We start from the raw sequence: 25,054 nt of genomic DNA, 5'->3' as shown, positions 1-25,054 counted from the left end.
GATCGTCGTAGCTGAGCATCCGGTGGCCCCGCACCACGTTCACCACCAGGTCGTCGCCGTCACCGCGCCCGGCGATCCACAGGCCGATCTCCGCCTGGGCCGCCGCCTCGGGGTAGTACGCGATGCCGTCCAGGAGGCCGGTGGCGTCCTTCTCCGCGAGGTCACCGATCGCGGGCGCGTCCACGCCCGCCTCCAGCATCCGGGACCGGATGCCGTAGAGCCCCAGCGGGGTCAGCCTGACCATGCCGTACCGGCTGACGTCCTCCTCGTCGCCCTCGGGCGCGGCCGGAGCCTCGCCCTCCTCGAACATCAGCGTCTCGTCGACGGGGTGATACTCCACGATCCCGATCGGTTCCAGCACCCGGAACTGGTCGTCCAGCCGCATCATCGCCTCCGACACCTGCTCCAGGACGTCGTCGGTGGGCTCGCCCATGTCGTCCGGGACGATCATGGACGCGGCGAGGGCGGGCAGCGGTACGGGGCCGTCGCCGGGGCCGCCCTCCGAGAGGGTGAGCACGTAGAGGTTGCCGAGCACGCCTTCGAGGAACTCCGCCTCGGCCTCCGGGTCCCAGTCCAGGGCTCCGAAGTCGACCGAGCCGTCCTCCCCGACCAGATCGGCGAAGTCGTCGAACACCGGGGCGGTGGCATCGGCGAAGGCGGCTTCCAGGCCGTCGAGCCAGACGGAGAGGACGTCCGCAGGTGAACCGCCGGTCAGCAGGGCGAGGCTCTCCCCCTGGGTGGCCGTGCCCTCGGCCGAGTCCGCCGTCCCGCCGTCACCGAAGGTCCCGTCCGCCGCGTGGTCGTCGTCTTCGGCGGGGTCGGTGACGTCCACCAGGCCGGTGTCCACGGCCAGGCGCCATGCCTCGCTGGCGAGGGCGGCCCCGTCCTCGTCGGCGGGGAGGCCCAAGTGCTCGGCAGCTTCGGGGAGCTGCGCCTCGACGAGCTCGCCGCCGGCGCCGACGCGCGTACCGGGCCCGGCCCAGCGCGCGAGGCGCACGGCCCGCACCAGCAGCGGTGCGGCCAGGGCGTCCCTCGCCAGTTCGGCCTCGGCGGGGAGCCGCACCGGCGGCAGGATGGGACGCTCTGCGGACATCGGGGGTTCTCCTCGGCGCGGCTCGGGTGCACGGGGTGCGTACACGGTTCAGGCAGCCCAAGCCTAGGGCCTTCGCGCCGTGCCTCTTCCCGGCCGCTCCACGGACGGGTGAACCCCCTCGGAGCGGGTTGACGGGCGGGGCGGCGGGGCCCGCCGCCGGGGTCCCACGACGGCCCGCGGTGCCGGGCCGTCAGGTTCAGCCCGGCAGCTTCCTTCGCCAGGCGGTCGTGTTCAGCTCGTCCATCAGCCGCAGGTCGTGGCCGACCAAGGGGAAGTTCAGCGATCCGGCATCCGGGGCCGCCGCGAGCTCCAGGGAGTCGCTTTCGATCAGATCGCCGCCCTCCTTGGTCGAGACCCAGGCGAGGATGGACTTCATCGTCCCGCCGGGCTTCAGCGCCACCGACTCGGGGCCGAGGTCGGGGCCGAACATCGAGCGGCCCGCGTTGACCGGTACCGGCAGCCGGTCACCGTTCTCGTCCAGGACCCGGACCGAGGGGTAGCCGTCGACCTGGTAGGGCTCGGTACCGCAGTTGACGAGGGTCAGCACGACGGCCCGCGCGAACATCGCCGTCTCCACCGGCCCCATGTCCACGCGGGCGCCGGAGGCGGGGCAGTCACCGGTCGGGGCCGGCGTCGGCGTGGGTGCGGGCAGCGCGACGTCCCCGGAGGGGAAGGCCGAGGGGTCCAGGGTCCGGGCCGCGACGGGCCCGCCCTCGGACGCCGGCGCGCGGGTGACGGTGGGCGTCGCCGCGGGTTCCCCCTCCCCCGCCGGTACGAAGGCTCCCGCGCAGCCGGTCAGGACCAGTACCCCTGTCCCGAGCAGCGCCGCGGCCCCGCTCCCCCGCCGTATCCGCCCATCGTTACGTGTGCGCATCCGATCCCCTTGGCGCTCCGCCCCGTTCCTTCCGGATCATGTGGGACGCCACGGGGCCCCGGACGGTTCTCCCGGCACGCGGCGGGCGTACGGCGACACCGCCGGCCCCACGGCGCCTCCCGGTTCGCGCCCGGTGTCCGCCGTGACCGCCACCGTTCAGCTCCACTACATCCTCGGGGCAAGCAGAACTTGCTGGACCCGGCCGCGTGGGCCCGTCGACACTGCCTCGTATGACGACCGATCCCCCTCGCCCCCGCCCCTTCGGCCGCGCTCTCTGCGCGATGGTCACCCCGTTCACCGCCTCCGGCGCGCTCGATCCGGCCGCCGCCGCCGCCCACGCCACCGCCCTGGTGCGCGACGGCTGCGACGGCCTCGTCCTCAACGGCACCACCGGGGAGTCCCCGACCACGACGGACGCCGAGAAGACCGCGCTGGTACGGGCGGTGCGGGAGGCGGTGGGCGACGGGGTGCCGGTCCTGGCGGGCGTGGGCAGCGCGGACACCCGGCACACCGTGGAGCTGGCGCGCGAGGCGGAGAAGGCGGGCGCGGACGGGCTGCTGGTGGTGACGCCGTACTACAGCCGGCCCCCGCAGGAGGCCGTCCGGGCACACTTCCTGCGCGTCGCGGAGGCGACCGGGCTGCCGCTGATGCTGTACGACATCCCCGGCCGCACGGGCACCCGGATCGAGCCGGAGACCCTGCTGAGGCTCGCGGAGCACCCCCGCGTCGTGGCCGTGAAGGACTGCGCCTACGACATGCTCGGCACGACCAGGGTGCTGTCGCGCACCGGGCTCGCCTACTACTCCGGCTGCGAGGAGCTCAACCTGCCCCTGTACGCGGTCGGCGGCGCGGGGTACGTGAGCACGGTGGCCAATGTCGCGCCCCGCCAGGTGCGGGCACCGCTCGACGCGTTCGACGCGGGCCGTACCGGCGAGGCCGCCCGGCTCAACGCCCGAGGCGCCCGGCTGACGGAGCTGATGATGGCGTCGGGGCTGCCCGGTACGGTCACCGCCAAGGCGCTGCTGGACCTCGGCCCCATCCGCGAACCACTGCGCCCCGCGAGCCGCGAGGCGGCGGAGGAACTGCGCAGGGCCCTCGGGGACCTTCTCGCCGGGTGACCGGACGGATGCGGGCATCCGGAGCAGGCCACGCATTCCCACCAGCTTCCGGCCGTAACTCCTGCCCCGATCACACCCCTTGACGGTTTCTTGGCAAATGCATGCCCCCTACATGAAGAGATCCTCGCAAGAGTGGCGGATTACATGTGCATATCACCCAGCACATGCTCCGCACGCGAAACACCCATATCGCAGGGGGTTACATGAGAATCAGCCGCGCCGGAAAACGTGCCGGGCTGAGCATGGCAGCGACACTGCCACTGCTCGCCGGCGCACTCGCCCTCGGCATACCGTCCGCCAGCGCGGACTCCGCCCCGGGCGGGCGCGACGCGCTGCAGGGCACCAAGCCGGCCTGGGCGACCGCCCAGGCGGACCAGGGCGCCACGGCCGACAGCGGCAAGGTGAGCGTCCGGGTGCACCTCGCCGGACGGGACGCGGCAGGGCTCGCCGCCTACGCCACCGCCGTCTCCGACCCGCAGTCCTCCTCGTACGGGAAGTACTTGAGCGCCGACGAGGCGCAGGCCAGGTTCGGCGCGACCCAGCAGCAGATCGACGAGGTCAGCCGGTGGCTGACCTCGAACGGCCTGACGGTCACGGGCGCGAACCAGCACTACGTCTCCGCTACCGGCGATGTCGCCGCGGCCGAGAAGACGTTCTCCACCCAGCTGCACAACTACCGCAAGGGCAGCCGCACTTATCGCGCCCCGTCCGCGACGGCCTCCGTGCCGGCCGGTCTGGGCAAGGCCGTGCTGGCGGTGTCCGGCCTGGACAACGCGCCGCACAAGTCGAGCCAGGACGAGGTGCTCCCGCCGCCGGACGCGGTGTTCCGCAACGCGGGCCCCTTCTCCTCCTACTACGGCTCGAAGACCGCCTCCTCGCTGCCGAGCGCCTACGGCTCCAAGGTGCCGTACGCGATCAAGGGCTACACGGGCAAGCAGCTCCGCTCCGCCTACGGTGCGGGCAGCTTCACCGGCAAGGGCGTGACCGTCGCCATCACCGACGCGTACGCCTCGCCGACCATCGCGAAGGACGCCGCCGAGTACGCCAAGCGCAACGGCGACGCCCCCTACGCGAAGGGCCAGCTCCGCCAGGTGCTGCCGGCCGACTACACGGCGACCGAGGAGTGCGGGGCGTCCGGCTGGTACGGCGAGGAGACCCTCGACGTCGAGGCCGTGCACGCCGTCGCGCCGGCCGCGGACATCGTGTACGTGGGCGGCGCCTCCTGCTACGACGCCGACCTGCTGGACTCGCTCAACAAGGTCGTCGACCACCGGCTCGCCGACATCGTCTCCAACTCCTGGGGCGACGTGGAGGCCAACGAGACCCCTGACATCGCGGCCGCGTACGACCAGGTGTTCAAGCTGGGAGCGGTCGAGGGCATCGGCTTCTACTTCTCCTCCGGCGACGCGGGCGACAACGTCGCGTCCACCGGCACCAAGCAGGTCGACACCCCGTCCAACTCGGCGTGGGTGACCTCGGTCGGCGGCACCTCGCTGGCCGTCGGCAAGGGTGACGCGTACCAGTGGGAGACCGGCTGGGGCACGCTGAAGGCGAGCCTCGCCGACGACGGGAAGAGCTGGACGGACTTCCCCGGCGCCTACACCTCCGGGGCGGGCGGCGGCACCAGCTCGACCGTGAAGCAGCCGTCCTACCAGCGCGGCATCGTGCCCGACTCGCTCGCGCAGGCGAACGGCAGGACCCGGATGCGCACCGCCCCGGACATCGCGGCGGTCGCCGACCCGAACACCGGCTTCCTGGTCGGCCAGACCCAGACGCTGCCCGACGGATCGCTCGGCTACGACGAGTACCGCATCGGCGGCACCTCCCTGGCAGCCCCGGTCATCGCGGGTGTCCAGGCCCTCGCCCAGCAGGCCCAGCACGGTCGGCCGCTCGGCTTCGCCAACCCGGCGATCTACGCCCGGTACTCCTCGAAGGCGTACCACGACGTCACCGACCACCCGCTGGGCGCGGGCCACGACCTCGCGGTGGCCCGGGTCGACTTCGCCAACAGCTTCGACGCGACGGACGGTCTGCTGACGTCGGTACGGAGCCTCGGCAAGGACGCCTCGCTCACGGCGGTCAAGGGGTACGACGACGTGACGGGCGTCGGCACTCCGGCGGCCGGATACGTCAGCTCCTACCGCTGACCCCGCGTTCCGTGACAGCTGCCCCGGTGCTCCGGCACCGGGGCAGCCCCATGTCCGCACCGCCCGGGACCCATGTCCGCACCGCCCAGGACCCGTCTCCGCACCGCCCGGGTCCCGTCTCCGCCGAACGGCGGGCACGAAGTGGCGTAGCCGGGCGGCCCCGGCTTGGCTGGACGGACGACGGCGCGGACCGGTCCGGTGCCACCGGAACGAGGCGTGCCGGTGCTCCCAGCCTCTGGAGTCCGCCATGACCTCCGGCACCGCACCCCGACCCGCCAACCGACCCGGGAACGGACCAGAGCCCCGGGAGACGCGCCCGTGAGAGACCCCTCGGACAACGACAGCGAGCACGTGCTGCACAGCTTCCTGGCGGCCGTGCACGAGACGGCTCCGACCAATCTCTCGGTCCTCGTCAACCGGCACGCCGCGCGCCTGGGTCTCGGCCACGTCGACGTCTACCTCGTGGACCTGCAACAACGCCAGCTGACCCTGTTGTCCGGAGAACACCGGCTGCCGGTGGACGGGTCCCTGGCCGGCTGGGCCTACCGCGCGATGGCCCTGCGCGTGCAGAACACCGATGACCGCACGCTGATCGTCTGGCTCCCGCTGGTCGACGGCGAGGAGCGTCTGGGCGTGATCGGCTTCCATCTGGAGACCCTCGACGGAACGCTGCTGGAGCGGTGCGAGTCGCTGGCCTCCGTCCTCGCGATGGCCATCACCTCCAAGCGCGCGTTCAGCGACCGGCTGGTGCAACAGGCCCGCACCGGGACGATGACCCTGCCGGCGGAGATGCTGCGGGCCCTGCTGCCGCCCCGCACGGTCGCCGACGACCGGGCCGTCTCCACCGCGGTCCTCGAACCCGCTTACGAACTGGGCGGGGACGCCTTCGACCACGCGTTGACCGAGACGACACTGCACGCCGTGATCCTCGACTCGATGGGCCACAACCTCGCGTCCGGGCTGACCACCGCGATCGCGATGGCCGGCCTCCGCAGCGCCCGGCGCCGGGGTTCCGGGCTGGGCGAGATGACGAAGACCGTCGACGAGGCGCTCGCGGAGTGGCTCCCGGAGCAGTTCTGCACCGGGATCGTCATGCGGCTCGACCTGGCCGGCGGCATCCTGAGCTGGGTCAACTGCGGGCACCCGCCGCCGCTGCTCATCCGTGACGACCAAGTCCTGGAGAGCGCCCTCGAATACCCGGGCGAGCCCCCCATGGGAACGCCCGGAACGCTCGGCGACCACACGCGCACCGTGCGGGAGACGGCGCTGGAGCCCGGGGACCGCGTGATCCTCTACACGGACGGGGTGACCGAGGCGCGGCTGGCAAGCGGATCGGAGTTCGGCCTCGCCGGCTTCACGACCTCGATCATCCGGGCCACCGCGGTCGGCGAACTGGCGCCCGAGGCACTGCGCCAGCTCATCCACTCGATCCTGGAGCACCAGAACGACGAGCTGGCGGACGACGCGACCATTCTCCTGATCGAGTGGCGGCAGCAGCAGCGCTCGTGAGGGCAGCCGCGCGCCGGGCCCCGGTCAGGGGTTCAGCAGCGTCTTGATCATGCCGTCCGCCTTCTGCTGGAAGGCGGCGTACGCCTGCGGTCCCTGTTCCAGCGGCAGGTGGTGGGTGGCGAAGCCGTCGACGCCCAGCGGGTCCGCGTCGGTGAGCAGCGGGAGGATGTCGTCGACCCAGCGCCACACGTTGGCCTGGCCCATCCGAAGCTGGATCTGCTTGTCGAACATCTTCAGCAGGGGCAGCGGGTCGACGGCGCCTCCGTAGACGCCGGAGAGCGAGATCGTGCCGCCCCGGCGCACCACGTCGACGGCGGCGTAGACCGCGGAGAGCCGGTCGATGCCCGCCGTCTCCATGAGGCGTTCGGCCACGGAGTCCGGCAGCAGCCCGACCGCCCAGTGGGCCGCCTTGGCCGTGGGCGCGCCGTGCGCCTCCATGCCGACGGCGTCGATGACGGAGTCCGTGCCGCGCCCCTGGGTGAGTTCCCGGATCGCGTCGCCGGGGCCGTGGTCGTACCGCCGCAGGTCCAGGCAGGTGGCGCCGTACGTACTCGCGCGGGCCAGGCGTTCGGGCACCAGGTCCACGCCGACGACGAGCCCGGCTCCCCGGTGGCGTGCGATGCGGGCCGCCATGGCGCCGATCGGGCCGAGGCCGAGGACGGTGACCGTGCCGCCGGGCGGGATCGCCGCGTACTCGACCGCCTGCCAGGCGGTGGGCAGCACGTCGGAGAGGTAGACGAACCGGTCGTCCGGCGGCCCGGCCGGTATCTTGATCGGCAGGCTGTTCCCGAACGGGACACGCAGGAACTGCGCCTGTCCGCCCGGGACTTGGCCGTACAGCTTGGTGTAGCCGAAGAGTGCGGCACCCATGCCGCGGGAGCGCACCTGGGTGGTCTCGCACTGGGAGTGCAGACCCTGTCGGCACATGAAGCAGTGGCCGCAGCAGATGTTGAAGGGGATGACGACCCGGTCGCCCTTCGCCACCGAGGTGACCTCGGGGCCGGTCTCCTCCACGATCCCCATCGGTTCGTGGCCGAGGATGTCGCCCGGGTCGATGTAGGGGCCGAGGACCTCGTAGAGATGGAGGTCGGAGCCGCAGATGCCCGTCGAGGTGACGCGCACGATCACGTCGTCCGGCTTCTCGATCGGAGGATCGGGAACCGTTTCTACCCTGACGTCCCGCTTGCCGTGATAGGTGAGCGCCCGCACGGTGGTTCCCCTTTCGAGCGGTCGGGCAGGTTCCCCCTCCACTCTCCGCGCTCCGCGCCCCCTTGTCGCGTCGGCCCGTACACGTCGGCCCGGGCCGCCTCGTCCCGGACACGGACAACGACCCCCCGGGGTGCGGGGGGCCGTTGTCCGTACGCTCAGTTGTGCGCGTGCAGGATGTCGTTCAGGCCGCCCCAGACCGCGTTGTTCGGGCGGGCCTCGACGGCGCCCGTGACGGAGTTGCGGCGGAAGAGGATGTTCGAGGCGCCCGAGAGGTCGCGGGCCTTGACCACCTGGCCGTCCGGCATGGTGACCCGGGTGCCGGCGGTGACGTACAGCCCCGCTTCGACCACGCACTCGTCGCCGAGCGCGATGCCGATGCCCGCCTCCGCGCCGATGAGGCAGCGCTCGCCGATCACGATGCGCTCCTTCCCGCCGCCGGAGAGGGTGCCCATGGTGGAGGCGCCGCCGCCGATGTCCGAGCCGTCGCCGACGACGACGCCCGCGGAGATGCGGCCCTCGACCATCGACGTACCGAGCGTGCCGGCGTTGAAGTTGACGAAACCCTCGTGCATGACGGTCGTGCCGGACGCCAGGTGCGCGCCGAGGCGAACCCGGTCGGCGTCGGCGATACGGACACCCTTGGGCGCGACGTAGTCCGTCATCCTCGGGAACTTGTCGACCGAGGTGACCTGGAGGTGCAGGCCCTCGGCGCGGGCGTTCAGCCGGACCTTCTCCAGGTCGTCCACGGCGACCGGGCCGAGCGAGGTCCAGGCGACGTTGGCGAGGAGGCCGAAGACGCCGTCCAGGTTCTGGCCGTGCGGCTGGACGAGCCGGTGCGAGAGCAGGTGCAGACGCAGGTAGGCGTCGTGCGCGTCCAGCGGCTTGTCGTCCAGCGAGGCGATGACCGTGGCGACGGCGACGACCTCGACTCCGCGGCGGGCGTCCACGCGGACGGCCTTGGCGGCGCCCTCACCGAGGAGGTTCACGGCTTCGTCGGCGGTGAGCCGCCGGGTGCCGGCCGGGCCGGGCTCGGCGGTGAGCTCGGGGGCGGGGAACCACGTGTCGAGGACGGTGCCGTTCCCGTCGATGGTGGCGAGGCCGGCGGCGACGGCGCCGGTGGTACGGGACGAGCCCTGGGAAGTCGTGTCGGTCATGACCAAAACCTAACCGTCCGGGTCCCGCACGGGCGAACCGGTCTCAGGAACCGGCTGGTCGCGTCACGTCTTTACGCCCCCGCGCGCAGACCGTCAGCAGGTCCGGGCGCTACGGTGTGCCGCATCGACCCTACCGGTCGAACAATCCGAACAACTCAATGGAGAGACAGTGACGCAGGACGCGGGGTGGGGCGGCGGAGCGCCGGGGGGCGCGCCGTACGGCGGGGGAGCTCATCAGGGGTGGGGCGGCTGGCGACCGCCGCCACCACCGGAGCCCGGAGCGATACCGCTGGCGCCCCTGCGACTTTCCGACATTCTCAACGGCACCTTCGCCACGATGGGCCGCTACTGGAAACCCCTGTTCGGCTTCGCCGCGACGGTCTACGCGACGGCGGCTGTCATGTTCGCGGCAGCGCTGCTCATCGCGTTCTCCGCCGTCCACGACCACGTCGACGGCATCAGGGCGTCCTCCGACGGCCCGGACGTCCCGTGGGACGACATCACCCCGATCCTGGTGGCCCTCGGGATCGTGGCGCTGATCGGGGCGGTCGTGGCCTTCGTGGCCGTCGCCCTGGTGCAGGCGGCGGTGCCCACGGTGCTCCAGGGCGCCGTGCTGGGCCGCCCGGTCACCTTCCGCTCGGTCCGGCAGATCGCTTGGACCAGGCTGCGGGCCATGCTGGGCACGATGCTGCTGACCGGTCTGATCGGTCTGATTCCCGTCACCCTGGTGATGGTCGTCGAAGCGTCCCTGGTCGGGATCACCCTGTCCGACGGGAACCCGGACGACGCCGCCGTGTGGCTGGGGCTCGCCCTCCTGCTGCTGCTCCCGGCCGGACCTCTCTCGATCTGGCTCTGGGTGAAGTTCTCGCTGGCGCCGACGGCGGTGGTGCTGGAGGGGCAGGGACCGGTCGCAGCGATGCGCCGCTCGTCCACGCTCGTGCGCGGCAGTTGGTGGCGGATATTCGGCATATCGCTGCTGGGCTACGCGATGGCCGGTGTGGCCTCGTACTTCATCCAGATGCCGTTCTCCATCGCCGGCACGTTCTCCTCCGCGGTGACCACCCAGGACATCGGCGACGACCCGAACCTCACCACCGTCCTGGTCGCGGTGGGCAGCGCCGCCGCGATCATGGTGGCCGGTCAGCTGATCGGCCAGATCTTCGTGGGCACCTTCCCGCCCCTGCTGGTGGGGATGCTCTACGTCGACCGCCGCATCCGTACGGAGAACCTGGCCCAGGACCTGGCCGACGCGGCGGGCCTGCCGATGCCCCCCGCCTACGGGCCACCGCCGTACGGCCACCAGCCGCCACCGCCCTACGGCAACCAGCCCCCGCCTCCCCCGTACGGCTACCCCGGTCCGCAGCCGGGCCCGCAGGCCGGTCCGCCGCCGGGTCCGCAGGCCGAGGCCGGTCCCGGCCAGGAAGGGGACGCCGCACCCTGACCCTCTGCCCGCCGGGCGCCTCCCGCCCGGCGGGCAGAGGGACCGGACCGCCAAGTCCCTCAACCGCAGATGCCAGGTGAATCCGTCTCACCACACCGCATCAGCCGGGCAAAATCCCCGATACGGCGGGTATCCGCGTTTACCCGGCACCGCCTCCCGGGTACCGTCGTCAGGGAGGTGGTAGCCCGTGAGTCAGCCCCTGACCGAACAGCCCACCCGTCCGGCGGAGTTCGCGCTGACCGGTGATCTCGCCCGGCCGGCCCGGCTGACCGTGCCCGACCTGCTCGCTTGGCCGCAGCACCGCGCCGCGGTCAGCTTCGAGTGCGCGACCAGCGGCCTGCGGCATCACGGCTTCGAGGGCCCGCTCCTCCACGACGTGCTGCACGACGCGTGCCCGGGTTTCGACCCGGTGCGCCGGAAGGACCGGCTGCGCTTCCTGATCGCCGTGACGGGCGCGGACGGCCACCGCACCCTGCTGACCTGGGCCGAGATCGACCCGGACTTCGCCTGCGCGCCGGTGCTGCTCGCGGTGAGCATCGACGGCGTACCCCTCCACCGCACCGGCCCGCAGCTGGTCCTGCCGCAGGACCGCTGCGGAGGGCGGCACATCAGCGGCATCCGGTCGATCCGGGTGGACGGCCACTACACGGCCTGAGGAAGCCCGTCAGTCGAGCAGTGTCCTCTTCGGCCGCAGCACGCAGAACTCGTTGCCCTCCGGGTCCGCCAGCACCACCCACGTGACGTCGCCGCCCTGTCCGACGTCCACCCGGGTGGCGCCGAGCGCGAGAATCCGCTCGACCTCCGCGGCCTGGTCGTCGGGGCTGAGGTCGATGTGCAGTCGGTTCTTGACCGTCTTGCGTTCGGGTACGGAGACGAAGCAAAGCCCGGGGAGCGCTTCCGCGTTCGCCCCGATCGTCACCTCGTCCGCGTCCTCGTAGACGACCTTCCAGTCCAGCACCTGGCACCAGAAACGGGCGAGCGACGACATGTCGTGGGCGTCCACGACCAGCGTGTACCAAGAAGAGGCCATGGCCGCCACTCTGCCAGAACGCGCCGGCCGCCACCGGACGACGGCGCCGCTCCGGCGGGGCCGGCCGGCGTCAGCCGCTGACCCCCGCCTGGCCGGTCTCCAGACGTCCGGTGAACCTGCGCGACCAGGAAGTGTCGGAGTCGACCGTGACGGTGAAGTCGTACCAGCCCTTCGTGAGGGCGACCGCGTTGAAGAAGTCCTCCGCGGTGGAACCGGCGGCCACGGTGTACGTCCACGGCCCGTCGCCGCGGTAGTGGGTGGACGTGATGGTGAACTTCACGGCGGTGGAGCCCGAGTTGACCATCGCGAACCAGATCGCGAGCTTGCCCGTGCCGGTCTCCGTGGCGTACCGGGTGTGCACCTCCGCCGTCTTGCCCGCCTTGGTGGCGTCGCCCCGGAAGCGGCGCAGGAAGCGGTTGGGGCCGGTCATGGTGAGGTCGTACACGCCGCTGCCGTATCCGGAGCCGATGTTGAAGAAGTCCGAGGCGGTGCCTTGGGCGTCCACCGTGTACTGCCAGGGGGTGGTGTCGCGGTAGGCGTTGGGGTGGATGGAGAAGTGGGCCGCCCGGGTCGCCGGTGTGCCCTGGTTGGCCATGGTGAACCAGGCGAGGATCTTTCCGGAAGCGCCGAACTCCAGTCGGTCCAGGTACCCGTTGGGCTGGTAGGGCAGGGCCCGGGAAGGCCGGGTGCCGGGCTCCTGCGCGGGCAGGGCGTTGTCCGTCGGTACGGGGTTGGGCAGCGGGCCGCACGTCGAGAGCCCGATCACGCCGGTCGCGGGCAGCACCACCGCGCCCTTGACCGGGTGCGCGAAGTCGAAGACGCCGGTCAGGTCCCCGCTCACCTTGCGCCGCCACTCGCTGATGTTGGGGCACGCCGCGGGCGTGCCGAGCGCGGTCGTCCAGGTCTCCAGGAAGCGCAGCACCGAGGTGTGCTCGAAGACCTCCGAGGAGACCCAGCCGCCGCGGGTCCAGGGAGAGACGACGGTCATCGGGACGCGGAAGCCGAAGCCGTAGGGCACGCCGTTCAGGAACTCGCCGGGAGTCCCCGCGGGCGGGGCGGGCGGCGGCACGTGGTCGAAGAAGCCGTCGTTCTCGTCGTAGTTGAGGAACAGGACGGTGGAGTCGAAGACGTCCTCGTCCGCCGCGAGGGCCCGGTAGACGAGGTCGACGAAGTGGGCGCCGTCGCCGGGCGGGGCGTAGGGGTGTTCGGAGAACGCCTGGTTCGGGACGACCCAGGAGACCTGCGGCAGGGTTCCGGCGAGGACGTCCGCCTTGATGGCGGCGGCGATGTCGTCCGGGGTGGAGCCCGTCACCTTCGGGACGGAGGACATGCCCCGGTCGTACAGCGGGTCACCGGCCTTGGCGCCGGCGAACGCCTTGAAGTAGGCGCAACCGTTGTCCCCGTAGTTGTCCTGGGCGTTCTGGTAGACCTTCCAGCTCACTCCGGCCGCCTGGAGTGCCTGGGCGTAGTTCTGCCACGTCAGGCCCGTTTCGTCGCCGCCGTCGTAACTGGCGGCGTCGACCTTGCCGCTCCACAGGTAGGTGCGGTTCGGGCCGGTGGCGCTGAGGGTGGAGCAGAAGTAGGCGTCGCAGACCGTGTAGGCGTCGGCGAGCGCGTAGTGGAAGGGGAGGTCCGAGCGGTCGAGGTAGCCGAGCGAGCGGACACTGCCGACGCCCGCCACCCAGTTGTCCAGGCGGCCCTTGTTCCACGCGGAGTGCTGGGAGGACCAGGAGTGCGGCAGGTCGCCGTTGCACTGGGCGAGGGTCTCGCCGTCCTGGCCGCCCGCGGCCGGCGTCGCGCTCAGCTTCCACGGGAACTGGCGGCCCGTGCCGTTGGGCTGGTCGAAGACCGGGCGGTTGCCTGCCAGGGTGAGCGTGCTGCGGTCGTCGAAGCCGCGGACGCCCTTCAACCGCCCGAAGTAGTGGTCGAAACTGCGGTTCTCCTGCATCAGGATCACCACGTGGCGCACGTCCTCGATGGTGCCGGTCGCGGTGGTGCCGGCCGCGTCGGCGGCCTCGGCCGGGCGCGTTCTGGCGCCCAGCGTCAGCCCGGCCGCCACGGAGGCGCCCAGTCCCACGAAGCCCCTACGACTGATCGGTGTCATTCGCCCGCCCTCGTCCTCGCGGGTGCCCCTGCGGCACACCGGGCGTAAGGATGCCCGCCCGGCGTGCGGACAACCGGGCGGGCTGATGATCCCCGGATGAACGGCCCCCTACCCGCCGAGGTCCCTGCGTCCGGGGGCCGTTCATCCGGAGGCCGGTCAGCGGGCTCCGCCGCGCCTGCGCCCGGGGTCGGTCAGCCGACCGTGAACCAGGTCGCCCGGGACTTCTTGAACTCGGCGTGGTCCAGGTCCTTCGCCTCCGTGCCGTCCCCGTAGAGGTCGGCCGCACCGGCGTCGGTGATGAGCTGTGCGCGGGTGCCCGCGACCGTCAGGTCCGGCACCGAGACGATGGCCTCCCAGCCGCCCGGGTCGGTGGTGGGCAGGTCGGTGCGCTTGACCGGGGCGTGGCCGGCGACGCCGTCCCAGCTGTAGAGGGCGTACGGGTCGGAGTTGTCGTCCGCCTCCCAGGAGCCGGCGACGATGAGGTACTGGTTGGAGGCGTTCTTGCGGATGTCGCGGATCGCGAGGCCGCCGAGGTCCAGCTCGATCGGGGTGCCGAAGACCGCCTTGGCGCCGCTGCCGACGACCTTGTCGAAGTTGGTCACCGGCACGATCAGGCCCTTGCCACCCGACTTCGGCGGGACGAGGGGCGCGCGGAAGCCGACGTACGCGGTGGTGGTGGAGCCGGGCGCGAACTCCAGGCCCTCCACGTTGAACCCGTCGATCTGCTTGGGCACTTCGCCGTCCTCGGTACCGGCCGCGAAGCCGTACCGGTCGCCGTTCGTCCCGTCCCAGGCGACGAGGTCGTCCCGGAGCTTCTTGTACGAGGTGCCGACGGTGAGCGCGGTGGAGGCGCCGGAGCCGGAGACCGTGGTGGTGAAGACGGTGTTGCGGTCGGCCTTGTACTCGCCGTCCTTGTTGTTGCCGAGCGAGCCGGTCCAGTAGATGGTGTTGCCGACCCGGGCGGCGCCCTCGATGTCGATCTCCTTCGACACCCCGAGCTTGGACGCGACGTCCCAGGTCTTCACGGGCGCGCCGGACACCGCGAGGTTGTAGAGGCGCAGCACGTTCGACTCGTCGTCCGCGACGACGGCGTAGCCGTCGCCGACGTCGACGGCGGCCGAGGCGTCCGAGGAGCCGGTGAGGTAGCGGGTGTCGGCGGCGTTCTGCACGGCGGCCGAGGCCGCGAAGTACAGCTTCTTCGTGGCCGTCTTGCCGCCGAGGCCGGTGACCTTGATGGTGAGGTCGGTGTAGCCGCGGGCGTGGGCGGCGACGGAGATGCGGCGGGTCGTTCCGGTGCCGGTCACGGTGACGTCGGTGGTCGCGGCGACCGCGGTCTTGGAGCTGGCGGAGGCCGCGACGGTGAGGGCCGAGGCGTCGGCGCCGCTCTGCGCGACGGTCACGGTGACCGTGTTGTCGGCGTCGCCGGTCGCGCCCACCGCGCCGGAGAGGTACGAAGCGGAGAAGGCGATCGTCGGCGTCCCGTAGGACGCGGCGTGCGCGGGAGCGGTGATCCCCAGGGCGCCGAGCGCGAGCATACCGGCGGCCGCGGTCGCCGCTGCGGCCTTGCGGTTGCGGGGGGTCCGGTGGTGCTGGAGCGAAATCCGGTGCGTCACTGCGTACCTCTCGTCGGCGTGGTGTCGTGGAGAAGGTTCCGGCTCCGGGGACAACGAGAGACACACGCCGGCGGTACGGCGGACGAACAACACGAGGACGGCCCCCGGTTCCACTCGTGGTGGAACCGGGGGCCGTCCTCGACGGAGCGGGACCGCTCAGACGTTGAAGCCGAGCGCGCGCAGCTGCTCGCGTCCGTCGTCCGTGATCTTGTCCGGGCCCCACGGCGGCATCCAGACCCAGTTGATCCGCAGTTCGCTGACGATGCCGTCGGTCGCGGACTTCGCCTGGTCCTCGATGACGTCGGTCAGCGGGCAGGCCGCGGACGTCAGCGTCATGTCGAGGGTGGCGATGTTGGCGTCGTCGATGTGGATGCCGTAGATCAGGCCCAGGTTGACGACGTCGATGCCCAGTTCCGGGTCGACGACGTCGTACAGCGCCTCGCGGACCTCCTCCTCGGAGGCCGGCTTCAGTGCCACAGTCTCGTTCTCGCTCATGAGGTCTTCCCTTCGGACAGCGCTTTCGCCGTCGCGTCCTTCCACGCCATCCAGCTCAGCAGCGCGCACTTGACGCGGGCCGGGTACTTGGAGACACCGGCGAACGCGACCGCGTCCTCCAGCACCTCCTCCATCGCGTCGTCGGGCTCCAGCTGGCCCTTGGACTGCATCAGAGCCAGGAACGCGTCCTGGATCTTCCGCGCCTGGTCCAGCTCCTTGCCGACCAGCAGTTCGTTCAGCACCGAGGCGCTGGCCTGGCTGATCGAGCAGCCCTGCCCCTCGTAGCTGACGTCGGCGAGGGTCTCACCCTCGTACCGCACGCGGAGCGTGATCTCGTCGCCGCACGTCGGATTGACGTGGTGCACCTCGGCGTCGCCGTCCCGCAGGCCGCGCCCGTGGGGGTGCTTGTAGTGATCCAGGATGACTTCCTGGTACATCGAATCCAGTTTCACCCGTCAGCCCTCAGCCACTTCGCCCATCAACCGAAAAAGTTCCGTACGTGCTCCAGTCCGTCCACCAGGGCGTCGACCTCGGCCGGCGTGGAGTACAGATAGAACGACGCCCGCGTGGTCGCGGGAATTCCGTACCGCAGGCAGACCGGCCGCGCGCAGTGGTGGCCGACCCGGACCGCGATGCCCTCTTCGTCGAGCACCTGGCCCACGTCGTGCGGGTGGATGTCGCCGAGCGTGAAGGAGATCGTGGCGCCGCGGTTCTCGGCCGTGGTCGGGCCGATGATCCGCAGGTCCGGCACCTCCAGGAGCCGGGCCACCGCGTACTCGGTGATCGCCTGCTCGTGGCGGTGGATCTTCTCCATGCCGATGGCCGAGAGGTAGTCCACGGCCGCGCCGAGGCCGACGGCCTGTGCGATCGGGGGCGTACCGGCCTCGAACTTGTGCGGCGCCGGGGCGTACGTGGACGAGTGCATCGACACGGTCTCGATCATCTCGCCGCCGCCGAGGAACGGCGGCAGGTCCTCCAGGAGCTCCTGTCGTCCCCACAGGACGCCGATGCCGGTCGGGCCGACCATCTTGTGGCCGGTGAAGGCCACGAAGTCGGCCTGCAGCGCCTGCACGTCCAGCACCATGTGCGGGGCGGCCTGCGAGGCATCGATGCAGACCAGCGCGCCGACCTGCTGGGCACGCCGGATGATCTGCTCGACCGGGTTGATCGTGCCCAGGATGTTCGAGACCAGCGTGAAGGAGACGATCTTCGTCTTCTCGGTGATGATCTCGTCGATGTTGGACAGGTCGAGCCGGCCGTCGTCCGTGATGCCGAACCACTTCAGCTTCGCGCCGGTGCGCTGCGCGAGCAGCTGCCACGGGACGATGTTGGAGTGGTGCTCCATCTCGGTGGTGACGATCTCGGTGTCGCGGTCGACCCGGTAGGGCTCGTCGGCCCAGCCGAGCATGTTCGCGACGAGGTTGAGCGACTCCGAGGCGTTCTTCGTGAAGATGACCTCGTTGCGGCTCGGCGCGTTGATGAAGGCGGCGACCTTGTCGCGGGCGCCTTCGTACAGCGCGGTGGCCTCCTCGGCGATGGTGTACACACCGCGGTGGACGTTGGCGTTGTGCCGCTCGTAGTACTCGCTGAGGGCGTCGAGGACCTGGCGCGGCTTCTGCGAGGTCGCCGCGCTGTCCAGGTACACGATCTTCTTGCCGTCGTGGACCGTGCGGCCCAGGATGGGGAAGTCCTTGCGGATCGCCTCGGTGTCGAGGAGGCCGGTCAGCCCCTGGCGGGCGTCAGTCACGCGGAAGCGCCACCCTTCACGTACGCCTCGTAGCCCTCGTTCTCCAGCTTGTCGGCCAGCTCCGCGCCACCGGACTCGGCGATGCGGCCGTTGGCGAAGACGTGCACGAAGTCGGGCTTGATGTAGCGGAGGATCCGCGTGTAGTGGGTGATCAGCAGGGTGCCGACCTCGCCGGTCTCGCGGACCCGGTTGACACCCTCGGAGACGACGCGCAGGGCGTCGACGTCGAGGCCGGAGTCGGTCTCGTCGAGGATGGCGACCTTCGGCTTGAGGAGCTCCAGCTGGAGGATCTCGTGGCGCTTCTTCTCACCGCCGGAGAAGCCCTCGTTGACGTTGCGCTCGGCGAACGCCGGGTCCATCTGGAGCCCGGCCATCGTCTCCTTGACCTCCTTGACCCACGTACGCAGCTTGGGGGCCTCGCCGCGGACGGCGGTGGCGGAGGTGCGCAGGAAGTTGGAGACCGAGACACCGGGGATCTCGACCGGGTACTGCATGGCGAGGAACAGGCCGGCGCGGGCGCGCTCGTCGACGGACATCTCCAGGACGTCCTCGCCGTCGAGGGTGACGGTGCCGCTCGTGATCGTGTACTTGGGGTGACCGGCGAGCGAGTACGCCAGGGTGGACTTGCCGGACCCGTTGGGGCCCATGATGGCGTGGGTCTCGCCCTGCTTCACGGTCAGGTCGACGCCCTTGAGGATCTCCTTCGTGGCGTTGTCGGCCTCGACGGTGACGTGCAGGTCGCGGATTTCAAGCGTTGCCATGGGTGACTCAGGACTCCTGGGTGACGGAGACGAGCACATCGTCCCCTTCGATCTTTACGGGGTAAACGGGGACGGGGCGCGTCGCGGGAAGGCCGGACGGCTTGCCGGTACGCAGGTCGAAGGACGAGCCGTGAAGCCAGCACTCGATCATGCAGTCCTCCACCTCGCCCTCCGACAGCGACACATTGGCGTGCGAGCAGATGTCGTTGATGGCGAACACCTCGCCCTCGGTACGGACGACCGAGACCGGAGTGCCGTCGAGCTCCACCCGCTTGGGGGTGTCGTCCTCCAGCTCACTCAGCGCGCACACCTTGACGAACGCCATCAGACGGACGCCTTCAGCTCTGCCTCGATCTTGTCGAGCAGGCGCTCCTCGACGTCCGGCAGGCCGATCTGCTGGACCAGCTCGGCGAAGAAGCCGCGCACGACGAGTCGGCGGGCCTCCTCGGCCGGGATACCGCGGGACTGGAGGTAGAACAGCTGCTCGTCGTCGAAGCGGCCGGTGGCCGAGGCGTGGCCGGCGCCGACGATCTCGCCGGTCTCGATCTCCAGGTTCGGGACCGAGTCGACGCGGGCACCGTCGGTCAGAACCAGGTTGCGGTTCATCTCGTAGGTGTCGGTGCCCTCGGCCTTCGCCTGGATGAGGACGTCCCCGATCCAGACGGCGTGGGCCCCGTCGCCCTGGAGGGCGCCCTTGTACACCGCGTTGGACTTGCAGTGCGGGGTGTTGTGGTCGACCAGGAGGCGGTGCTCCTGGTGCTGGCCCTTGTCCGTGAAGTACAGGCCGAACAGCTCGGCCTCGCCGCCGGTGCCGGCGTACGCGACCCGGGGGTGCAGCCGGACCAGGTCGCCGCCGAAGGTGACGACGACGGACTTGAACGAGGCGTCGCGGCCGATCAGCGCGTTGTGCTGGCCGACGTGGACCGCCGTGTCGTCCCAGTCCTGGACGGAGACGACGGTGAGCTTCGCGCCGTCGCCGAGGACGTAGTCGACGTTGGCGGCGAGCACCGCGTCACCGGTGTGGTCGATGACCACGACCGCCTCGGCGAAGGCGCCGACCTCGACGAGCAGGTGGCCGTAGGCGGTTCCGCCCTCGCCGTGCACCGCGACGCGGACCGGCTCGGTGAGCACGGCCTCCTTGGCGACCGTGACGACCGACGCCTGCGTGAACGCGGAGTACGCCTGGGCGGCGACCCGGTCCACCGGGACACCGGCCCGGCCGAGCCGGGCGTCGTCGCGGCCCACGGTCTCCACCGTGACGCCCTCGGGGGCCTCCACGGCGACCTTCACGCCGCCGCCGTCCGCCACCGCGGTGCCGTCGTGCAGCCCGCGCAGGCGCTCCAGCGGCGTGAAGCGCCACTCCTCCTCGCGGCCGTGCGGAACCGGGAAGTCCGCCACGTCGAAGGAGGGCGGTGCGCTCATGCGCGTCGCGACGGTCGACTCGGCGGCAACCGCGATGGAACCGGCGGTGGTGGAGCCCACCGGGGAATTCTGAGCCTCAGCCATGGCTGTCGTAGTGCTCGCTTTCTTAAGTCTGGAACTGGGGGTTCGGTCGGGGCGGACGGCAGGGGCCGTACTAGCCGACCGAGCCCTCCATCTGCAGCTCGATCAGCCGGTTCAGCTCCAGGGCGTACTCCATCGGGAGCTCCTTGGCGATCGGCTCGACGAAGCCGCGCACGATCATCGCCATGGCCTCGAACTCGGTGAGGCCTCGGCTCATCAGGTAGAAGAGCTGGTCCTCGGAGACCTTGGAGACGGTCGCCTCGTGGCCCATCGACACGTCGTCCTCGCGGACGTCGACGTACGGGTAGGTGTCGGAGCGGGAGATCGTGTCGACGAGCAGCGCGTCGCAGAGCACGTTGGACTTCGCGCCCGGCGCGCCCTCGCCGATCTCGATGAGGCCGCGGTAGGAGGTACGGCCGCCGCCTCGCGCCACCGACTTGGAGACGATGTTGGACGAGGTGTTCGGGGCCATGTGGACCATCTTGGCGCCGGCGTCCTGGTGCTGGCCCTCGCCCGCGAAGGCGATGGAGAGCGTCTCGCCCTTGGCGTGCTCGCCCATGAGGTAGACGGCCGGGTACTTCATGGTGACCTTGGAGCCGATGTTGCCGTCGACCCACTCCATGGTCGCGCCCTCGTACGCCACGGCGCGCTTGGTGACCAGGTTGTAGACGTTGTTCGACCAGTTCTGGATGGTCGTGTAGCGGCAGCGGCCGCCCTTCTTCACGATGATCTCGACCACGGCGCTGTGCAGCGAGTCCGAGGAGTAGATCGGCGCGGTGCAGCCTTCGACGTAGTGGACGTAGGCGTCCTCGTCGACGATGATCAGCGTCCGCTCGAACTGGCCCATGTTCTCCGTGTTGATACGGAAGTAGGCCTGGAGCGGGATGGTGACGTGGACGCCCTTGGGCACGTAGATGAACGAGCCACCGGACCACACGGCCGAGTTCAGCGAGGCGAACTTGTTGTCACCGACCGGGATGATGGTGCCGAAGTACTCCTTGAAGAGCTCCGGGTGCTCCTTCAGCGCGGTGTCGGTGTCCATGAAGATGACACCCTGCGCCTCCAGCTCCTCGTTGATCTGGTGGTAGACGACCTCGGACTCGTACTGCGCGGCGACACCGGCGACCAGGCGCTGCTTCTCCGCCTCCGGGATGCCGAGCTTGTCGTACGTGTTCTTGATGTCCTCGGGCAGGTCCTCCCAGGACTCCGCCTGCTTCTCGGTGGACCGCACGAAGTACTTGATGTTGTCGAAGTCGATGCCCGACAGGTCCGAGCCCCAGTTCGGCATGGGCTTCTTGCCGAAGAGCTTGAGGCCCTTGAGGCGGAGCTTGAGCATCCACTCGGGCTCGTTCTTCTTCGCCGAGATGTCCCGGACGACCTCTTCCGAGAGGCCGCGCTTGGCCGCCGCGCCTGCCGCGTCGGAGTCGGCCCAGCCGAATTCGTACGTACCCAGGCCCTCGAGTTCGGGGTGGGCAGTCTCCGTAGGGAGCGTCATGCGGGGTTCCTCCCGGCAGTGCTTGCTGATACTGAGGTGGTGGTCTGTGGGGGCGCGCCGGCGTCGGTGGTACCGCCGCCCGGACCGCCCTTGGGTACGTACGTCGTGCACACGCCGTCGCCGTGGGCGAGGGTGGCCAGACGCTGTACGTGGGTCCCGAGCAGCGCGGAGAAGAATTCCGTCTCCGCCTCGCACAGCTGCGGGAACTGCTCGGCGACGTGTGCGACCGGGCAGTGGTGCTGGCAGAGCTGCTCGGCCTGCTGGGGGCCCGGCGCGCTGCGCGCCGTAGCAGCGTACCCGTCCGCCGACAAGGCCCTGGCCAGGGCCGCTGTCCGGTCTTCGGGGGCGGCGGCCTCGACCGCCGCGCGGTACTTGTCCGCCTGGGCCGCCATCCGGGAGCGGGCGAACGCGACGACCGCCTCGTCGCCCGCGGTCTCGGCGATCCAGCGCAGCGCCTCGGCCGCGAGCTTGTCGTACGACTGGTCGAAGGCGTCCCGGCCGCTGTCCGTCAGCGCGAACACCTTGGCGGGCCGCCCGCGGGTGCGGGTGCCGTAGACCCGCTGCTCGCGGGCTTCCACGACGCCGTCGCAGGCGAGGGCGTCCAGGTGGCGCCGGACGGCGGCCTGGGTGAGTCCGAGCCGCTTCGCGAGGTCGGCGGCGGTGGACGGGCCGTGGTCGAGGATGGAGCGCGCGATCCGGTTGCGCGTCGGACGCTCACCGGTCGCGAGTTCCTCCTGCGGAGCCTCGCCAACGTATTTCACAACGCCATTGTTGCGTAATTCGGAGCGGCATGACAACCACGGTCCGGAACGATCAACGGTGTGGTTCGTCACTTAGGGTTACCTAATCTGGGGGTGCGGACCGCGCTCCCGCAAGGGTTTTCGCCCCGCCCCGCCCGCTCTGTCGCAAGCCTGCGGACTTAGACTTACCGGCCATGAGCAACGAGCCTGTCGTACGGGTCGAAGGCCTGGTGAAGCGGTACGGCGCCAAGACAGCCGTCGACGGACTCGATCTGAGCGTCGCGGCGGGCACGGTGACCGCGGTCCTGGGTCCCAACGGCGCCGGCAAGACCACCACGATCGAGACCTGCGAGGGCTACCGCCGCCCCGACGCCGGCACCGTCCGCGTCCTCGGCCTCGACCCGGTCGCCGACGCGGCCCGGCTGCGCCCGAGGATCGGTGTCATGCTCCAGTCCGGCGGCGTCTACTCCGGCGCCCGCGCCGAGGAGATGCTCCGCCACATGGCGAAGCTTCACGCGCACCCGCTGGACGTCGACGCCCTCGTAGAACGCCTCGGCCTCGGGAGCTGCGGCCGGACCACCTACCGGCGTCTCTCCGGCGGCCAGCAGCAGCGCCTCGCGCTCGCCATGGCCGTCGTCGGCCGCCCCGAGCTGGTCTTCCTCGACGAGCCGACCGCCGGGCTCGACCCGCAGGCCCGCCGCGCCACCTGGGACCTCGTGCGCGAACTGCGTACCGACGGCGTGTCCGCCGTGCTCACCACCCACTTCATGGACGAGGCCGAGGAGCTCGCCGACGACGTCGCCATCGTCGACGCCGGGCGTGTCGTCGCCCAGGGCAGCCCCGAGGAGCTGTGCCGGGGCGGCGCCGAGAACACCCTGCGCTTCTCCGGGCGTCCCGGGCTCGACCTCGGCTCGCTGATCAAGGCACTGCCGGACGGCTCCGGCGCCGCCGAGCCGGTCCCAGGCTCGTACCGCATCTCCGGGACCATCGACCCGCAGCTGCTCGCCACCGTCACCTCCTGGTGCGCCCAGCACGGGGTCATGCCGGACGGCATCGCCGTCGAGCGGCACACCCTGGAGGACGTCTTCCTGGAACTCACCGGCAAGGAGCTGCGCGCATGAGCGCCGGTACGTACGCCCCCCGCCCGGGCGCCGCCCCGCTGTCCCGGATGATCGCCGCGCAGACCGCGCTGGAGACCCGGATGCTGCTGCGCAACGGCGAGCAGCTGCTGCTGACGGTGATCATCCCGGCCCTGCTGCTGGTGCTCTTCGGCTCCGTCGACATCGTGGACACCGGTTCCGGTGACCCGGTCGACTTCCTGACGCCCGGCATCCTGGCGCTGGCCGTGATGTCCACCGCCTTCACCGGCCAGGCCATCGCCACCGGCTTCGAGCGCCGTTACGGCGTCCTGAAGCGGCTCGGCGCCTCCCCGCTGCCGCGCTGGGCGCTGATGACCTCCAAGACGCTGTCGGTCCTGGTGACCGAGGTGCTCCAGGTGGTCCTGCTGACGGTGATCGCCTTCGCGCTGGGCTGGTCGCCGCACGGCAACCCCCTCTCCGTACTGCTCCTGCTGGTCCTGGGCACGGCCGCCTTCTCGGGGCTCGGCCTGCTGATGGCCGGGACGCTGAAGGCGGAGGCGACGCTCGCGGCGGCGAACCTGGTCTTCCTGCTGCTGCTGGTCGGCGGCGGCGTGATCGTGCCGATGGAGAAGTTCCCGGACGCGGTGGCCTCGGCGCTCGGCCTGCTGCCGATCGCGGCTCTCTCGGAAGGCCTGCGTGACGTGCTCCAGCACGGTGCGGGCGTCCCCTGGGGCGATCTGGGCATCCTCGCCGTCTGGTCGGTGCTGGGGCTCGGCGCGGCGGCGAAGTTCTTCCGCTGGGAATGACGGCCACCGCGAGGCGGGGCCGGTGACTCCGGTCACGGTTCGCGGTGACTCGTCCCCCTCGTGAAAGCTTGCACAAGCTGCCGCTTACGATGGTGCGCGTGCCCAAGCTGACCCGAGCCGACGTCGCTCAAGCCGCGCGGAACCCCCTCCAGTACATCGCCGACCGGTGGACCCCGGACCCCCGGACCGTCCGCCGGGCCGCCATGTCCGCCGTCGTGATGGCGGTGATCATCGTCGCCACCGGTGGCGCGGTCCGGCTGACCGGTTCCGGTCTCGGCTGCCCCACCTGGCCCAAGTGCACCGAGGACAGTCTCACCACGACGAGCGCCATGGGCTTCCACGGCGTCATCGAGTTCGGCAACCGGATGCTGACGTACGTGCTCTGCGCCGCCGTCGGCTGGGCGATCGTCGCGGCGCGGGCCCTGAAGCCCCGGCGCCGCAGCCTGACCCGGCTCGGCTGGGCCCAGTTCTGGGTGGTCATGGGCAACGCCGTGCTCGGCGGCTTCGTGGTGCTGGTCGGCCTCAACCCGTACAGCGTCGCCGCGCACTTCCTGCTCTCCGCCGCCCTGATCACCGTGGCCGTGGTGCTGTACCAGCGGGTCGGCGAGGGCGACGAGGCCCCGAAGCCGCTGGTCGGCAAGGCCGTCTCGCAGCTGACCTGGATTCTCGTGGTGGCCGCGGGGCTGCTGGTCGCCGTCGGAACCGTGGTGACCGGTGCCGGCCGGCACGCGGGCGACTCCAGTGACGTGCACCGCATCCCGCTCGACTGGAAGCTGATCAGCCAGCTCCACGCGGACCTGGCGTGGGTCGTGGTGGCGCTGACGCTGGCGCTCTGGTTCGTGCTGAAGGCCGTGGACGCCCCGCCCGGACCGCGCCGCCGCGCCGCCGAGCTGTTCCTCGTCCTGATGGGCCAGGGCGTCATCGGGTACGTCCAGTACTTCCTGGACACCCCGGAGATCCTGGTGGGCCTGCACATGGTGGGCGCGTGCCTGGTGTGGATCTGGGTCCTGCGGGTCCTGCTCTCCCAGCGCGAGCGCCCCTCGGCCGTCGCCGATGCCGCTCCGCTCCCCCGGTCCGGCGAGGCGCTGACGAACGCCTGAACCCGGTACGCGCGGGAAAGCCCCGGCACCACGTGG

The 25,054-nt window shown here is 71.0% G+C and carries 23 protein-coding genes; 8 read left to right on the top strand and 15 right to left on the bottom strand.

What is annotated here, in order from left to right:
* Together ACWD3D_RS13800 and ACWD3D_RS13795 are read right to left on the bottom strand one after the other, a co-directional pair.
* Positions 1 to 1,093, bottom strand: a 1,093-nt coding sequence (locus ACWD3D_RS13800) for a hypothetical protein (RefSeq protein WP_451461090.1), incomplete at its 3' end; no start/stop codon positions are given.
* A 196-nt stretch (positions 1,094 to 1,289) separates the two neighbouring features.
* Positions 1,290 to 1,967, bottom strand: a complete 678-nt coding sequence (locus ACWD3D_RS13795; protein WP_451461089.1) for a DUF4232 domain-containing protein — start codon at positions 1,965 to 1,967, stop codon at positions 1,290 to 1,292.
* 230 nt (positions 1,968 to 2,197) lie between these two features.
* Here ACWD3D_RS13795 and dapA point away from each other — a divergent pair, with 230 nt between their 5' ends.
* From dapA to ACWD3D_RS13780, 3 genes are all read left to right on the top strand, one after another.
* Entirely contained in the window at positions 2,198 to 3,085 is an 888-nt protein-coding gene (gene dapA / locus ACWD3D_RS13790) for a 4-hydroxy-tetrahydrodipicolinate synthase (protein ID WP_451461088.1), read from the top strand.
* A 242-nt stretch (positions 3,086 to 3,327) separates the two neighbouring features.
* Positions 3,328 to 5,232, top strand: coding sequence for a S53 family peptidase (locus ACWD3D_RS13785; RefSeq protein ID WP_451461087.1), 1,905 nt, complete (start codon positions 3,328 to 3,330; stop codon positions 5,230 to 5,232).
* Between the two features lie 318 nt (positions 5,233 to 5,550).
* Positions 5,551 to 6,741, top strand: coding sequence for a PP2C family protein-serine/threonine phosphatase (locus tag ACWD3D_RS13780; RefSeq protein ID WP_451461086.1), 1,191 nt, complete (start codon positions 5,551 to 5,553; stop codon positions 6,739 to 6,741).
* 24 nt (positions 6,742 to 6,765) lie between these two features.
* On the opposite strand, the gene ACWD3D_RS13775 is transcribed toward ACWD3D_RS13780, so the two are convergent.
* Positions 6,766 to 7,950, bottom strand: coding sequence for a zinc-dependent alcohol dehydrogenase (locus tag ACWD3D_RS13775; protein WP_451461085.1), 1,185 nt, complete (start codon positions 7,948 to 7,950; stop codon positions 6,766 to 6,768).
* A 155-nt stretch (positions 7,951 to 8,105) separates the two neighbouring features.
* Positions 8,106 to 9,104: a 2,3,4,5-tetrahydropyridine-2,6-dicarboxylate N-succinyltransferase gene (dapD, locus tag ACWD3D_RS13770; RefSeq protein WP_451461084.1), complete on the bottom strand. Its 999-nt coding sequence runs from the start codon at positions 9,102 to 9,104 to the stop codon at positions 8,106 to 8,108.
* Between the two features lie 169 nt (positions 9,105 to 9,273).
* Here dapD and ACWD3D_RS13765 point away from each other — a divergent pair, with 169 nt between their 5' ends.
* Both ACWD3D_RS13765 and ACWD3D_RS13760 read left to right on the top strand, forming a co-directional pair.
* Positions 9,274 to 10,545: a DUF7847 domain-containing protein gene (locus ACWD3D_RS13765; protein ID WP_451461083.1), complete on the top strand. Its 1,272-nt coding sequence runs from the start codon at positions 9,274 to 9,276 to the stop codon at positions 10,543 to 10,545.
* A 187-nt stretch (positions 10,546 to 10,732) separates the two neighbouring features.
* Positions 10,733 to 11,200: a molybdopterin-dependent oxidoreductase gene (locus ACWD3D_RS13760; RefSeq protein WP_451461082.1), complete on the top strand. Its 468-nt coding sequence runs from the start codon at positions 10,733 to 10,735 to the stop codon at positions 11,198 to 11,200.
* Positions 11,201 to 11,209: 9 nt separating this feature from the next.
* Here the strand turns inward: ACWD3D_RS13760 and ACWD3D_RS13755 are convergent, their stop codons facing one another.
* The 11 genes from ACWD3D_RS13755 to ACWD3D_RS13705 form a co-directional block, all read right to left on the bottom strand.
* Positions 11,210 to 11,575: a VOC family protein gene (locus tag ACWD3D_RS13755; RefSeq protein ID WP_451461081.1), complete on the bottom strand. Its 366-nt coding sequence runs from the start codon at positions 11,573 to 11,575 to the stop codon at positions 11,210 to 11,212.
* A 70-nt stretch (positions 11,576 to 11,645) separates the two neighbouring features.
* On the bottom strand, positions 11,646 to 13,679 hold the full coding sequence (locus tag ACWD3D_RS13750; protein WP_451461080.1) for a phosphocholine-specific phospholipase C: 2,034 nt from the start codon (positions 13,677 to 13,679) through the stop codon (positions 11,646 to 11,648).
* A gap of 191 nt (positions 13,680 to 13,870) precedes the next feature.
* Positions 13,871 to 15,214, bottom strand: coding sequence for a hypothetical protein (locus tag ACWD3D_RS13745; protein ID WP_451461091.1), 1,344 nt, complete (start codon positions 15,212 to 15,214; stop codon positions 13,871 to 13,873).
* Between the two features lie 234 nt (positions 15,215 to 15,448).
* Positions 15,449 to 15,787, bottom strand: a complete 339-nt coding sequence (locus tag ACWD3D_RS13740; RefSeq protein ID WP_266703120.1) for a metal-sulfur cluster assembly factor — start codon at positions 15,785 to 15,787, stop codon at positions 15,449 to 15,451.
* Positions 15,784 to 16,239 carry a Fe-S cluster assembly sulfur transfer protein SufU gene (gene sufU, locus ACWD3D_RS13735; protein WP_451461079.1) on the bottom strand — a complete coding sequence of 152 codons (456 nt, stop codon included), beginning with the start codon at positions 16,237 to 16,239 and terminating at the stop codon, positions 15,784 to 15,786. The genes ACWD3D_RS13740 and sufU overlap by 4 nt, the downstream gene beginning before the upstream one ends.
* 26 nt (positions 16,240 to 16,265) lie before the next feature.
* Entirely contained in the window at positions 16,266 to 17,534 is a 1,269-nt protein-coding gene (locus ACWD3D_RS13730) for a cysteine desulfurase (RefSeq protein ID WP_451461078.1), read from the bottom strand.
* Positions 17,531 to 18,295 carry a Fe-S cluster assembly ATPase SufC gene (gene sufC / locus ACWD3D_RS13725; RefSeq protein ID WP_266703126.1) on the bottom strand — a complete coding sequence of 255 codons (765 nt, stop codon included), beginning with the start codon at positions 18,293 to 18,295 and terminating at the stop codon, positions 17,531 to 17,533. Before sufC ends, ACWD3D_RS13730 begins: the two co-directional genes overlap by 4 nt.
* Before the next feature lie 7 nt (positions 18,296 to 18,302).
* Entirely contained in the window at positions 18,303 to 18,620 is a 318-nt protein-coding gene (locus tag ACWD3D_RS13720) for a bifunctional 3-phenylpropionate/cinnamic acid dioxygenase ferredoxin subunit (RefSeq protein WP_451461077.1), read from the bottom strand.
* Positions 18,620 to 19,801 (bottom strand): Fe-S cluster assembly protein SufD, encoded by a 1,182-nt coding sequence (gene sufD / locus ACWD3D_RS13715; protein ID WP_451461076.1) that lies wholly within the window; start codon positions 19,799 to 19,801, stop codon positions 18,620 to 18,622. Before sufD ends, ACWD3D_RS13720 begins: the two co-directional genes overlap by 1 nt.
* Before the next feature lie 70 nt (positions 19,802 to 19,871).
* The gene (sufB, locus tag ACWD3D_RS13710) at positions 19,872 to 21,293 is read right to left on the bottom strand and encodes a Fe-S cluster assembly protein SufB (protein WP_328722332.1); all 1,422 of its coding nucleotides are present in this window, start codon (positions 21,291 to 21,293) and stop codon (positions 19,872 to 19,874) included.
* Positions 21,290 to 22,054 (bottom strand): helix-turn-helix transcriptional regulator, encoded by a 765-nt coding sequence (locus tag ACWD3D_RS13705; protein ID WP_451461075.1) that lies wholly within the window; start codon positions 22,052 to 22,054, stop codon positions 21,290 to 21,292. The genes sufB and ACWD3D_RS13705 overlap by 4 nt, the downstream gene beginning before the upstream one ends.
* A gap of 173 nt (positions 22,055 to 22,227) precedes the next feature.
* On the opposite strand from ACWD3D_RS13705, the gene ACWD3D_RS13700 reads away from it, so the two are divergent.
* From ACWD3D_RS13700 to ACWD3D_RS13690, 3 genes are all read left to right on the top strand, one after another.
* Entirely contained in the window at positions 22,228 to 23,154 is a 927-nt protein-coding gene (locus ACWD3D_RS13700) for an ABC transporter ATP-binding protein (protein WP_451461074.1), read from the top strand.
* Positions 23,151 to 23,918, top strand: a complete 768-nt coding sequence (locus ACWD3D_RS13695) for an ABC transporter permease (RefSeq protein ID WP_451461073.1) — start codon at positions 23,151 to 23,153, stop codon at positions 23,916 to 23,918. Before ACWD3D_RS13700 ends, ACWD3D_RS13695 begins: the two co-directional genes overlap by 4 nt.
* An 89-nt stretch (positions 23,919 to 24,007) precedes the next feature.
* Positions 24,008 to 25,018 carry a COX15/CtaA family protein gene (locus ACWD3D_RS13690; protein WP_451461072.1) on the top strand — a complete coding sequence of 337 codons (1,011 nt, stop codon included), beginning with the start codon at positions 24,008 to 24,010 and terminating at the stop codon, positions 25,016 to 25,018.
* Positions 25,019 to 25,054 lie beyond the last annotated feature (36 nt).

The sequence above is a fragment of the Streptomyces sp. NPDC002690 genome, from assembly GCF_053592415.1.
This window is presented reverse-complemented; position numbering and strand designations above follow the sequence as displayed.